The 12,152-nt window shown below is 56.1% G+C and carries 11 protein-coding genes and 1 pseudogene; 10 read left to right on the forward strand and 2 right to left on the reverse strand.

Annotated elements, in window-relative coordinates; translation table 11 throughout:
* The first annotated feature begins 169 nt into the window (after positions 1 to 169).
* The 10 genes and pseudogenes from QZH45_RS20880 to urtE all read left to right on the forward strand — a co-directional run bounded on the left by QZH45_RS20880 (position 170) and on the right by urtE (position 10,845).
* Complete coding sequence (locus QZH45_RS20880) at positions 170 to 1,597, forward strand: APC family permease (RefSeq protein WP_432783490.1); 1,428 nt, start codon at positions 170 to 172, stop codon at positions 1,595 to 1,597.
* Positions 1,598 to 1,637: 40 nt separating this feature from the next.
* Positions 1,638 to 2,519 carry a phytanoyl-CoA dioxygenase family protein gene (locus QZH45_RS20885; protein ID WP_432783491.1) on the forward strand — a complete coding sequence of 294 codons (882 nt, stop codon included), beginning with the start codon at positions 1,638 to 1,640 and terminating at the stop codon, positions 2,517 to 2,519.
* A gap of 25 nt (positions 2,520 to 2,544) precedes the next feature.
* On the forward strand, positions 2,545 to 2,961 hold the full coding sequence (locus QZH45_RS20890; RefSeq protein WP_432783493.1) for an ester cyclase: 417 nt from the start codon (positions 2,545 to 2,547) through the stop codon (positions 2,959 to 2,961).
* Positions 2,962 to 3,066: 105 nt separating this feature from the next.
* Positions 3,067 to 3,561: pseudogene (locus QZH45_RS20895) on the forward strand (flavin reductase family protein); the annotation flags it as partial.
* 682 nt (positions 3,562 to 4,243) lie between these two features.
* A complete protein-coding gene (locus QZH45_RS20900; protein ID WP_432783495.1) occupies positions 4,244 to 5,758 on the forward strand; it encodes an amidase in 1,515 nt (504 codons plus the stop codon).
* Positions 5,759 to 6,127: 369 nt separating this feature from the next.
* Positions 6,128 to 7,306, forward strand: coding sequence for an urea ABC transporter substrate-binding protein (urtA, locus tag QZH45_RS20905; protein ID WP_432783496.1), 1,179 nt, complete (start codon positions 6,128 to 6,130; stop codon positions 7,304 to 7,306).
* 66 nt (positions 7,307 to 7,372) lie between these two features.
* Positions 7,373 to 8,275, forward strand: coding sequence for an urea ABC transporter permease subunit UrtB (gene urtB, locus QZH45_RS20910; RefSeq protein ID WP_432783497.1), 903 nt, complete (start codon positions 7,373 to 7,375; stop codon positions 8,273 to 8,275).
* A 1-nt stretch (position 8,276) separates the two neighbouring features.
* Positions 8,277 to 9,416, forward strand: coding sequence for an urea ABC transporter permease subunit UrtC (urtC, locus tag QZH45_RS20915; RefSeq protein WP_432783498.1), 1,140 nt, complete (start codon positions 8,277 to 8,279; stop codon positions 9,414 to 9,416).
* Complete coding sequence (urtD, locus tag QZH45_RS20920) at positions 9,416 to 10,153, forward strand: urea ABC transporter ATP-binding protein UrtD (RefSeq protein WP_432783499.1); 738 nt, start codon at positions 9,416 to 9,418, stop codon at positions 10,151 to 10,153. The genes urtC and urtD overlap by 1 nt, the downstream gene beginning before the upstream one ends.
* Positions 10,154 to 10,155: 2 nt before the next feature.
* Entirely contained in the window at positions 10,156 to 10,845 is a 690-nt protein-coding gene (gene urtE / locus QZH45_RS20925; protein WP_432783500.1) for an urea ABC transporter ATP-binding subunit UrtE, read from the forward strand.
* Here urtE and QZH45_RS20930 read toward each other — a convergent pair.
* Together QZH45_RS20930 and QZH45_RS20935 are read right to left on the reverse strand one after the other, a co-directional pair.
* Positions 10,830 to 11,114 (reverse strand): hypothetical protein, encoded by a 285-nt coding sequence (locus QZH45_RS20930; protein WP_432783501.1) that lies wholly within the window; start codon positions 11,112 to 11,114, stop codon positions 10,830 to 10,832. The genes urtE and QZH45_RS20930 overlap by 16 nt on opposite strands.
* Before the next feature lie 10 nt (positions 11,115 to 11,124).
* Complete coding sequence (locus QZH45_RS20935) at positions 11,125 to 12,075, reverse strand: LysR family transcriptional regulator (protein WP_432783802.1); 951 nt, start codon at positions 12,073 to 12,075, stop codon at positions 11,125 to 11,127.
* Between the last annotated feature and the right edge of the window lie 77 nt (positions 12,076 to 12,152).

Genomic DNA, 12,152 nt, shown 5'->3' on the forward strand with positions numbered 1-12,152 from the left:
TCGTGCCCAATGCGCCAATTCGGCTCGCGTGCCTGTGAGCTGATGACAAGGAGTTGTCATTTCAAAACAAGTTTTCCCCCAGGGCACTTCTCGATACTGACATCAGCATCGTGACAGGCATCCAGCCTCAGTCCATGCATCCTGATAGCTGATGATTGAGGAGGTTCCAATGGCTGAGGTTGAGAAGCAAAAACTTAAAGGGTCGCTTGGCGTAACCCCCATTGTGATGATGGTCGTAGCCACTGCTGCTCCACTCACCGTAATGGTCGCCAATACACCGCTGATGGTATCAATGGGTAATGGCATAGCAGCTCCAGTCGATGCGCTAATCGCAACCGTGATCATGTTCCTATTCACGGTCGGCTTTGTAGCGATGTCCAAATACATTACAAATGCTGGCGCCTTCTACGCGTTCATTCAAAAGGGGCTGGGGCGCTCAATCGGTCTCGGCTCCGCAACTTTGGCAGTGGTGTCTTACGCCCTCATTCTAGTGGCGCTTCAAGGTTACATCGGCTACACCGTTTCGACTGCCGTTAATGATTTCCTCGGTATAGCTGTGCCTTGGTGGGCCTATTCATTTGCGGCCGTAGGCGTCATTGCCTTCCTGGGTTACCGGGACATCGAGCTCAGCTCTAAATTTTTAGGTATCGCTCTGGTTTTGGAAATCGCCGTGGTGATTCTGGTCGATGTCGCCGTGCTATTCGAGAAAGGTGCTTCCGGTCTGGAGACAGCGTCCTTCCACCTCGAAAACGTTGTTTCTGGATCCCCAGGCCTCGGAATCCTATTCGCCATATTCAGCTTCATTGGCTTCGAATCCACTGTGATCTACCGCGAAGAAGCTAAAGATCCTGAACGCACCATCCCGCGCGCAACCTACATAGCAGTGTTGCTGGTAGGTGCGTTCTATGTCATCTCGATGTGGTGTGCCGTCAGTTCAATTGGTAAGGACAACATTGCCGCGTTTTCGGAGGCTCATGGTGCTGATATGTACCTGGCCGTTACTGAGCACTACTTCGGCGTGATCTTCATGGACGTGATGCACGTGCTGCTGATTACCAGCTTGTTTGCCTGCGCTCTGTCCTTGCACAACATTGTGGTGCGCTACAAATACACCCTTGGCCGCTTTGGTGTTCTGAACGACCGTTTTTCCAGCGTCCATCCAGACCACGGTTCGCCTCATGTTGCATCGGTCGTACTGTCACTCTTCAGCGTAATCGCCTTCGCTTTTTTGATCGCCATCGGCGCCGACCCTGCTAGCCAAATCTACGCTTGGGGCGCTATGGCCGGAACGCTGGGCTACATGGCAATCCTTTCCCTGACTTGCGCAGCAGTAGTGGTGTTTTTCCACCGCGAGAAGTCGACTGGCCAACTGTGGCAAACCTTCGTCGCTCCCACAGCTGGTCTACTTGGCATCCTTGGCTGCCTGTGGGTTGCTGTATCAAACCTGCCTGATCTGATCGGCGGTGAGAACGCTAAGGCAGTTTCGATATTCGTAGTCTCGTTTCTGTTATCCACCTTTGCCTTCGGTTTCTGGATTGCCGAGCGTTTTCGCACCCATCACCCTATTCGTTACGAGGCTCTACGCCAATTGGCGTAAGTGAATCCCCCGTTGTTCCACACAAAAAGGAAACTCAAAAATGATCATCAATCGCCTCTCAAATACCGCCACCATCGAAGAAGTCAGCGCCTCGTTGAAAGAGCATGGCTACGTAGTGATCGATGAGCTTGTAAGCGCCGAAGTAATGGATAAAGTCGCAGTTGAAATGGGCCCGTACATCGAGACCACTCCATTCGGTGAAGACAAATTCGTCGGTTTCTCCACCAAGCGTACTGGCGCGATGATCCTGCGCTCCGAAACGTCCCGTGAACTGATCATGAACCCGCTCGTCGTAGGGGTGGCAGCCAGCCACCTCAGCAAAGCGTCAACGTTTCAGTTGCACCTCACTCAAGTGATCACTGTTCACCCTGGCTCACCTGCTCAAGTCCTGCATCAGGATCAATTGGCGTGGGACTTCTTTCAGTTTCCCAACGACTACGAAGTTCAGTGCAATACCCTGTGGGCCATGACGGACTACACCGCAGAGAACGGCGCCACTCGTATCGTCCCGGATAGCCAGTTCGCCGGCACTGGTCAGAAATATCCTCCAGAGGCTGGTATCCCTGCAGAAATGAAAAAGGGATCAGTGCTGCTCTACACCGGCAAGATTTACCACGGTGCCGGTGAGAATAAGACCGATAAGGTTCGCCAAGCGCTGAACATCACTTACGCGGTAGGCTGGGTACGTCAAGAGGAAAATCAGTACCTGGCTACCCCACCAGAAGTCGCGCGCACTCTTCCTGATGATCTGCTGAAGCTGATGGGCTATCAGTGTGGCTGCTTCGCCATGGGCTACGTTCGCGACTTCGAAGATCCGCTCGCTTACCTGAAAGGCAGCACAGAGCGCCGCTCCTCGGGCTTCAACGCCTTGAGTTCCACAGCCAACAAAAATTCGGCTGACTACGCGAGCTCCCTGGTTTAATCATGCTCCTTGGGAAAACAATTTTATGAGCACTATCGCCGAAACGGCCATGGCATTTTTTGAACTTTGTGAGTCTGGCAAGGGGTGGGAAGAATGTCGCCACTATTGCCATGACGATGCTGTATTCAACGCTCAGGCAGAGTCCCTTGAGGCTTTGAAAACGGTCGAAGCTTATAGCGACTCGATACCTCACCTGATCGAAATCCTGCCGGATGCATACTACGAGCTGATCAGTGTCGCGACCGATGAAAAGCGGCAAACGGTTATCGCGTTCGCCCGGTTCTGTGGCACCCACACTGGCATTAATGAACCCATACCGGCGACCGGCAAGGCCGTGGTGTCGGACTATGTATTCGTCATGCGCATGGAGGGAGCCAAAGTGGCAGAGGTCACCAAGGTCTGGAACGACAGTCACGCTGCCAAGCAGTTGGGCTGGGCCTGACGGAAAGCTTTCCGGTACATCCCACGATATGTGCCGGGAGGCTCCCTGCAAGCGACCAGGCTCGCGGATACCGTATAAAGCCAATCAGGAAAGTGGAGATATCACATGAAAAACGCGCCAGCACTCAAGCTCGTTGAGCTGCTCGAAATAGACCCGCATGCATTCAGGAATGTGCTCGGAAATTTCCCGACCGGCGTAACTATCGTAACCGCAGCAGTTGGAACCCGTAAGGTTGGCGTTACGGCGAACAGCTTCAGTTCCGTTTCGTTGAGCCCCCCACTCATCTCGTGGAGTATCGACAAGCGATCCTCTAGCTACGAGGTGTTTAACAAGGCATCTCATTTCGCGGTAAATATCCTGGCTGCCGACCAGAGCAATCTCTCCGGCCAGTTTGCTCGGCATAGTGAGGACAAATTTGCTTCGGTTGAACATACCCATGGTGCTGGTGGAGCCCCGATTTTCCCTGAATGTTCCGCACACCTGGAGTGTGAGCTGTTCAGCAAAATCGATGCCGGTGATCACTACATTATCCTTGGGAAGGTAGTTGCCTTTACCGACCACGATACGACACCGCTGGTGTTCCACAAGGGAAACTATACTTCGCTCGCTACAGGATTGGGTGACTAATCACTGGCGGTTTGCCCATCGCGGTGGCGGCCATAGGAGCACCGCAAACCTTGATCGCTTCCTCGACTGCAGATCTAAAGCCATGCGCCAATTCAAACACCGGTACTGACGTGGCATCTTTGCATTGCAACCTCGCGGAAAGCATTTAGCGCACTTAATAGACCTCTAAGCACCAACACCATCGCCTTTAGTCTGGGGGCAAAAGGCGTGTTGGCCGGGCGCATGTCGACCTCCTATTGTCAGATCTTATCCACTAAAGAGGCAGTGCACAGCTGACGCTGCCTGCCATTGGGGATACAGACCCGACGCGAAGGCGTTCGCCCGATAGGCCCCACTATGGGGCGTTGCATGCAAATCGGTCATTCGCTCGAGATGACTTTCCTCATATATTCGCCAGGACATGCCATACAGGCCCATCGCAGAATCACGCCGACAGACAACGATCGGTTTGTTGAAAGCAGCCTTCGTGAAAACCTCGCGTCAACCTGCCAATTGTCCACATATTACAGATTGCATAACTGGGAAGAAACCGACGTCACTGTCCTGCCAGACCAAGCTGTTGTCCGATATAGCCAAGCGCCATTGGGTTACCCGGAATAAATTTGAGCCATCGGATACCCGAAAAGACATCTTTTGGCCCGCAAAGGAAACCTATATGGCAATCGTCCGTCCAACCGCCGAACACCTGCAGCAACTGGCTAGCCAACTGCATATGCGCCTGACGCAGGAGCAGGCCGAAGAATACCTAGCATTGATGCAGCCTAGTTTCGACAACTACGATCTCATCGACAGACTACCCGATGAAGTGCCCCCGGTACTTTATCCACGATCTTCTGGCTATCGACCGAGCGCCGCCGAGAACCCGAACAACGCCTGGTACTATCGAACCGAGGTACAGGGTGCTGCCGGCGGCAAACTTGCTGGCCTTACTGTGGCGCTGAAGGACAATATAGCTCTGGCCGGCGTGCCCATGATGAACGGTGCATCCACCCTCGAGGGCTTCGTCCCGAGCTTCGACGCCACCGTGGTGACCCGACTACTGGACGCCGGCGCCACAATCCTTGGTAAAGCGACCTGCGAGCACTTCTGCCTGTCTGGCGGCAGCCACACCTCCGACCCCGCGCCGGTGCACAACCCTCTGCGACATGGCTATTCGGCGGGCGGCTCATCTTCCGGCAGCGCTGCCTTGGTCGTCTCCGGAGAAGTTGACATTGGTATGGGTGGCGATCAGGGAGGCTCTGCCCGAATACCTGCCGCGTGGTGTGGCCTCTACGGCCTAAAGCCGACCCACGGACTGGTGCCCTATACCGGAATAATGGCAGTCGAGAGTACCTTTGATCATGCCGGACCGATGACAACCAACGTGAGGGACAATGCGACGGTGCTCGAGGTTATTGCCGGATTAGACGGATTGGATCCGCGCCAGTACACGCCAAAGGTAGATATCTATACCGAAGCCTTGGGACGAGGTGTAAACGGCTTGCGCATCGGTGTACTTACCGAGGGCTTTCAACTGGCAAATCTCGACCCAAGGGTGGCGGACAAGGTGCGCGAAGCCCTCGCAGTACTTGAGTCTCTGGGGGCAAGCGTTCAGGAAGTATCTGTACCGGAACACGTCCTGGCCGGCAACTTGTGGACCCCCATCGGCTGCGAAGGCCTCACGATGCAGATGATGCATGGCAATGGCATGGGCTTCGGCTGGAAGGGACTATACGACGTCGGATTGCTGGACAGGCACGCTAAGTGGCGTGATAACGCCGATGAGCTCTCCGCGTCCCTAAAGTTTTGCATGTTAGTCGGCCAGTTCGGACTAACCAGGTACAACGGCCGCTTCTATGCCAAGGCGCAGAACATCGCTCGCCGAGCACGAGCCGGCTACGACAAGGCGTTGACCCATTACGACCTGCTGGCCATGCCGACCGTTCCGGTCACTGCTCAGCCACTTCCAGACTCCGGCTGCTCAATCACCGAGTACATCACGCGTGCCTTCGAGATGATCGGTAACACTGCATCCCAAGACATCACCGGCCATCCGGCGATGACTATCCCCTGCGGGCAAGTCGACGGACTGCCGGTAGGGTTGATGCTTGTCGGCCGCCACTACGCAGAAAGCACGCTTTACCAAGCCGCCGCCGCCTTCGAAGCGAGCGCCGATTGGAAGACACTCTAAGTCTGTAGTCAAAGCCATTATCTTGGACACGCGGTAACGCGAACTGCGCTGTTGAAGGGATCGACACCAGCTGATGCGGTACCCAAGTGCTCGAAGGCTGTTCAACACCGCCTTCGAGCACTTGGAGCGCCATCTATCCGGATGGTGGGAGAGATGCCCAACCTGATCCCTGTCAGCAGTTCACAAACTTGCTGATGAAACATCGAGCCAGCTATTTGCGTTACGCCCCCCCTTGGCAAGCAGGAAAACGCCTCGCACTCGACTGGATCAGACACCGTTGTCCCGCCAGATTCGCCACAAGAAGCCTGACCTCCCAATCATTAATTTAACCGGGGCGGTGAACTTTTTTTACTCCTATGGAGAAACGCAATGCACAACGAAATACGCCGTTTGATAAAACACGCCCTGCTGTTGGGGGCCTTCAGTCTGTTGCCGTTTTTACTGGTCAGCCAAGCACAGGCAGACACCGTGAAAGTAGGCATCATTCACTCGCTTACCGGCACCATGGCCATGAGCGAAGCCTCGATGGTGGACGCGGAAAAACTGGCAATCGATGAAATCAACGCCAGCGGTGGCGTGCTCGGCAAAACCATCGAACCGATCATCGAGGATGGCGCCAGCGACTGGCCCACCTTCGCCGAGAAGGCTCGCAAGCTGTTGGAAAACGATCACGTAGCCGCCACATTCGGTGCCTACGCCTCGGCATCTCGCAAGGCTGTGCTGCCTGTCTTTGAGCGCAACAAAGGCTTGCTTTACTACCCTGCTTTCTACGAGGGTCTGGAAAAGTCGCCGTCCATTATCTACATCGGCGCGGAAGCCTCGCAGCAAACTCTGGCCGCTGTCAGTTGGCTGATGGCCAACAAGGGCAAGAGCGTCTATCTGGTGGGTTCGGACTACATCTGGCCACGCACTACCAACAAGCTCGCTCGTGTGTCGGTGACCAAGCAAGGCGGCTCGATCGTCGGCGAGGATTACCTGCCCTTGGGCAACATCGAATTCTCCTCGGTGATCAACAAAATCAAGGCGGCCAAGCCGGACATCGTTCTGTCCACCATCGTCGGCGGCTCCAGCGTTGCGTTCTACAAACAGCTCAAGGCCGCAGGCATCAACAGCAGCAACCAGACGCTGATGGCCCTAGCCGTCACCGAAGAAGAAGTTACCGGCATCGGCGCGGAAAACCTCACTGGCTTCCTGACCTGCATGAGTTATTTCCAGAGCCTGAAGAACCCGGTCAACGAGAAGTTCGTCGCCGCCTTCAAGGCCCGCTATGGCGAAAAACGTGTAGTCGGCGACACGATCGCTGATGCCTACACCGCGGTTTACCTGTGGAAGAAAGCAGTGGAAAAAGCGGGCAGCTTCGACGTGCCAGCAGTGATCGCAGCATCCTCCGAATTGACCCTCGACGCGCCTGAAGGCGAGATCAAGGTTCACAAGGACAACCATCACCTTTGGAAGCGTGCACTCATCGGCACCATCAATGCCCTGGGCCAGGTTGACGTGATCTACGAGTCCGCACCGATCGAGCCTAATCCATTTCCGAAACTGTAATGCAGGATCGGGCGCGATTCCTATCGCGCCCTTATCCGCCAACGTGCAGCGACAGGTAGATACGCAATGACTTTCGATATTTTGGTGATGCAGGTATTCAGTGGTTTCTCGCTGTTCTCGGTGCTGGTACTGATGGCGTTGGGGCTGACGATCGTCTTCGGCCTGATGGGCGTGATAAACATGGCCCACGGCGAGTTGATGGCGATGGGGTCATATATGACCTACGCCACCTCACTGGTGTTCCAGCGCTACTTTCCGGAGTTCATGGGCTGGTATTTCGTTATCGGTATCGGCGTTGCCTTCGCGGTGACCTTTGCCTTTGGCTTCCTGCTTGAACGCTGCTTCATTCGCTTCATGTACAACCGCCCACTGGATACGCTCCTGGCGACCTGGGGGCTGTCCCTGGTGCTGCAGCAGCTGTTTCGCCAGGTCTTTGGCCCCAAGGAAGTCAGCGTTCCCACCGTGCAATGGCTACAGGGCGCCTTGAAGGTCAGTGAAGGGTTAGAGCTACCCCTCAATCGGATTTTCATCATAGGCCTGACTCTGGTCATCGCCGGAGCCGTGTTTCTGTTTCTGTACCGCAGCCGCTGGGGTTTACGCATCCGTGCAGTAACCCAGAACCGCGCCATGGCCGGAGCTGCGGGAATCAATACTGCCCGCGTCGACGCCGTGACTTTCGCCCTGGGTTGCGGCCTGGCTGGGATCGCCGGCAGCTCGTTCACCATGCTGGCCTCCACCGGTCCCGTGAGCGGTCAGCAGTACTTAGTGGACACCTTCATCGTCGTAGTGTTTGGCGGTGTCGAAAGCCTGCTGGGTACCTTCCTCTCGGCTTTTGCCATCGGACAGACACAGATTTCACTGGAATATCTCACCACGGGCTCCATGGCCAAGGCCATCACGTTGCTGGCGGTAATCGTGCTGCTGTTCTTCCGACCCAACGGCCTGTTCGCTTCGAAAGTGAGACGCTGAAATGAATAACATGACTGGAATGCCTCTAACCCGACCCAAGCCTGCGGCTCGGGGCCTACGCAGGTTCAGCAGTGCCTGGTTACCTATGATTGAGCGCTACAGCCTGATCTGGTTGTCGATTTTGTTGTTGGTGATTCTGCCGTTGGGCCTGGGAGATTTCCGTCTGGGCCTGGCGGGCAAATACCTGAGCCTGGCGTTCTGCGCCGTGGGCATGGTGATGATCTGGGGCTACGGTGGAATTCTCAGCCTCGGCCAAGGAATTTTCTTCGGCCTGGGCAGCTACATGATGGCGATGAACCTGAAACTGGAAGCCACAGCCGGCGATGAAGCTTCCAGTGCCCTCGCCGCGTTCTACGGCTCGGCGTTGCCGGACTTCATGATCTGGAACAGCATCGATGCTTTACCCTGGTGGTGGAAGCCGTTCGAATCAGTGACCTTTACTATTGCATCGATCATCATCATCCCAACGCTTCTGGCGTTCCTGTTCAGCTACGCCTATTTCAAGAAGCGCGTGGGCGGTGTGTATTTCTCGATCATCACCCTGTCGCTAGCGGCGATCATGTCGATCATGATCATCGGACAACAGGGCTATACCGGCGGCGTCAACGGTCTAACCGACTTCAAGACTGCATTCGGCCTGAGCCTGCAAACGCCCCAGACGCCCTGGATTCTCTACCTGATAACTGCGCTGATGCTGCTCGGCTGCGTCGCCCTGTGTGGGTGCATCCTGCGCAGCCGTCTGGGTAAAGTAGTGGTGGCGATCCGCGACCGCGAAGATCGCGTGCGTTTTTCCGGATACAACACCGCGCTGTTCAAGGCGTTCATTTTTGCCGCGACAGCACTTATTTCGGCGCTGGGCGGTGTGATGTTCACCCTGCAAGTGGGTCTGGCTTCACCGTCGCTGGTGGGCATAATCCCTTCGACCGAAATCGTCATCTATGCCGCACTCGGCGGCCGTTTGTCCCTGGTCGGCGCGGTGTACGGCACACTGTTGATCGGCGTGGCGAAAACCTATCTGTCCGAAAATTTCGTCACTTTTTGGCAGTACTTCATCGGTTTCCTGTTCATGGGCGTAGTGCTGTTTTTGCCGACTGGCCTGGCAGGCCTGCTACAGCGTCTGAGCAAAAAGGAGGTGCAGTGATGAGCGCCATGTTACTGAGTATCGTAGATGTGACCGTGTCGTTCGATGGCTTCAAAGCGGTGGACAGCCTCAACTTCTGCGTCGAGGAAAATCAGGTACATGTGGTGATCGGGCCTAACGGTGCCGGCAAGACCACCTTGCTTGACATGATCTGCGGCAAGACCCGTCCCACTTCCGGCAGCATTCGTTTCAAGGATCTGCAACTGGCAAACATGATCGAATACCAGATCACCCGAGCGGGAGTCGGCCGCAAGTTCCAGAACCCTTCAGTGTACGAAGACCTCACGGTACGCGAGAACCTCGACATTTCCTCGCCGGACAAGCGCGGGATTTTCAACTGCCTGTTCGCTCGCAAGGACAACGCACTTCAGGCCGAGATCGAACAGACTGCGCAGATGATCTTTCTTCAGGACCAACTGGGACGCAAAGCCGGGTTGCTATCCCATGGCCAGAAACAATGGCTGGAGATCGGCATGTTGCTGATGCAACGTCCCGAGTTGCTGCTGCTGGATGAGCCCGTCGCCGGTATGAGTGCGGGCGAGCGGGAGAAAACCGCAGGCCTGCTCAAGCGCATCGCCAAAGGCCGCGCCATGGTGATCATCGAGCACGATATGGAATTCGTGAAATCGGTCGCCGATAAGGTCACCGTTTTGCACCAGGGCAAGACCCTGGCCCACGGCTCGATGGATCAAGTGCAAAACGATCCTCGCGTCATCGACGTCTACCTGGGGCACTGAACATGCTGACTGTCAATCAACTCAACGTGTATTACGGCGACAGCCACGTGGTGCGCAACCTTGACCTGAACCTGGCACCCGCTGAATCACTGGCGATCATGGGGCGCAACGGAATGGGTAAGACCACGCTGCTGAAAAGCCTGGTGGGCATGCTGCCGGCGCACAGCGGCAGCATCAAGCTGGCGGGCCAGGAACTGACCTGCAGCCAGAGCTATGACCGGGTCGTCGCGGGGGTCGGTTTCGTACCTCAGGGAAGAATGATTTTTCCGTTTCTAAGCGTAGAAGAAAATATCCTTACTGGCATGCAAGGTGCACCTGCGGCGCCCATTCCCGACTACATCTTCGAGTACTTCCCGGTGCTGTCCGAGATGCGTCGACGCAAGGGTGGCAACCTTTCCGGCGGCCAGCAGCAACAACTGGCCATCGCGCGAGCGCTGGTATCCAACCCCAAGGTGCTGATTCTCGATGAGCCCACCGAAGGCATACAGCCATCGATCATCAAGGACATCGCCAAAGCCTTGAACCTGCTGAAAAAAGAGCGCGGCTTTTCGCTGATCGTCTCCGAACAAGTGCTGTCGTTCGCCATGGCAGTGACTGACCGTTACCTGGTCATCGAAAAAGGCGAATTTGTCCACAGCGAAGTCCGCGAAACCGTCGACCGAGAGCGCATCCTGCGCTACTTGACGATCTGAATACGGGCTTTGGAGAGAACGTCATGTCGATGCTCTACCGCTTCTTTCGCCAGGTCAACGATACCGGTTGATCGACTATCTGCTGCACCGTTGTTGGCGTTGGCCCGCTTCCACGCAAGCTGCAGGCATTCTCTGGCAAAGGACGGTTCCAGCCGACCTTGCCCTGCGTTATCGAACTCATTTTGCGGGCAATTCACTTCGTCGCTGACGGAGAGCGTTGATATACCGGCTTTACGCCTTTGACCAAGCCTGCATCCTTCTGGCTGCACAATTCGCCCCTCAGGGTGAAGGTAGATAGCTCATCACGCGTGAATCACCCATCAGTAACGGACGATTCAGTTCCGCGCAAGCGCGCAGGTACTCGGCCACCAGGGTGATCCGCTTAAGCTTGCGTAGATCCTCGCTGTAGTACATCCAGAACTGTCGCGTGACCTCCACTTCATCCGGCAGCACTTCGCACAAGCGGGGATCGGGTCCGGCGAGGAAGCAGGGCAGGATGGCCAGCGCCCGCCCTTCCAGGGTTGCGTGGTAATGGGCCACCACGCTAGTGCTGCGCAGTCGGCTGCTGGCGCCGGGCATCAGATCATTCAGGTAGAGCAGCTTGAAGCTGAAGGCCAGATCCTCGACGTAGGTCACGAACGCGTGGCCGGCCAGGTCCTCTCGACAGCCAATCGCCGGATGATTGGCCAGGTACTCCGGCGTCGCATACAGGCGCAGGCGGTAGTCGCACAATCGCGAGCACACATAGGGACCGCGCTCGGGCCGCTCCAGGGTGATGGCGATGTCCGCCTCGCGCCGTGACAGGTTGATGAAATGCGGGACCGGCAAAATGTCCGCCGAGATATTCGGATAGTGATCGAGGAAGTGACTCATCTGCGCAGTGATGAAACAGGTCCCGAAGGCTTCGGTACAGCCGATACGCAGGTGCCCGGAGAGCCCCCCGGTGGTGCCGAAAACCTGCTCGCAGGCTAACAGCAGCGTACTTTCCAGGGATTCGGCATGGCCGACCAGACGCTGCCCCTCCACGGTCAGGACAAAACCGGAGGTTCGTGACTTCTCGAACAGCAGGGCGCCCAGACACCGCTCCAATGCGCGAATGCGCCGCGACACCGTGGTGTAGTCCACTCCCAGGCGGCGGGCCGCACCGCTGGCAGTGCGAGCACGGGCCACTTCGAGGAAGAAACGCAAGTCGTCCCAGTTCAGTGGAGGCTGCGGTGTGCATTTTTGCATATCCATCGGGCTTTTCCGCCAATACATATGGGAAATATGCACTTATATACTCGCATCTCACCCAACTTGGCCAGCAT

The sequence above is a fragment of the Pseudomonas corrugata genome (assembly GCF_050920615.1).
GTDB lineage: Bacteria > Pseudomonadota > Gammaproteobacteria > Pseudomonadales > Pseudomonadaceae > Aquipseudomonas > Aquipseudomonas corrugata.

Bases quoted from the DNA above. Each gene is read 5' to 3' on its own strand.
- urtA (WP_432783496.1), top strand. From the start codon at position 6,128: ATGCACAACGAAATACGCCGTTTGATAAAACACGCCCTGCTGTTGGGG.
- urtD (WP_432783499.1), top strand. From the start codon at position 9,416: ATGAGCGCCATGTTACTGAGTATCGTAGATGTGACCGTGTCGTTCGAT.
- urtE (WP_432783500.1), top strand. From the start codon at position 10,156: ATGCTGACTGTCAATCAACTCAACGTGTATTACGGCGACAGCCACGTG.
- QZH45_RS20900 (WP_432783495.1), top strand. From the start codon at position 4,244: ATGGCAATCGTCCGTCCAACCGCCGAACACCTGCAGCAACTGGCTAGC.
- urtC (WP_432783498.1), top strand. From the start codon at position 8,277: ATGAATAACATGACTGGAATGCCTCTAACCCGACCCAAGCCTGCGGCT.
- QZH45_RS20890 (WP_432783493.1), top strand. From the start codon at position 2,545: ATGAGCACTATCGCCGAAACGGCCATGGCATTTTTTGAACTTTGTGAG.
- QZH45_RS20880 (WP_432783490.1), top strand. From the start codon at position 170: ATGGCTGAGGTTGAGAAGCAAAAACTTAAAGGGTCGCTTGGCGTAACC.
- QZH45_RS20885 (WP_432783491.1), top strand. From the start codon at position 1,638: ATGATCATCAATCGCCTCTCAAATACCGCCACCATCGAAGAAGTCAGC.
- urtB (WP_432783497.1), top strand. From the start codon at position 7,373: ATGACTTTCGATATTTTGGTGATGCAGGTATTCAGTGGTTTCTCGCTG.
- QZH45_RS20935 (WP_432783802.1), bottom strand. From the start codon at position 12,075: ATGCAAAAATGCACACCGCAGCCTCCACTGAACTGGGACGACTTGCGT.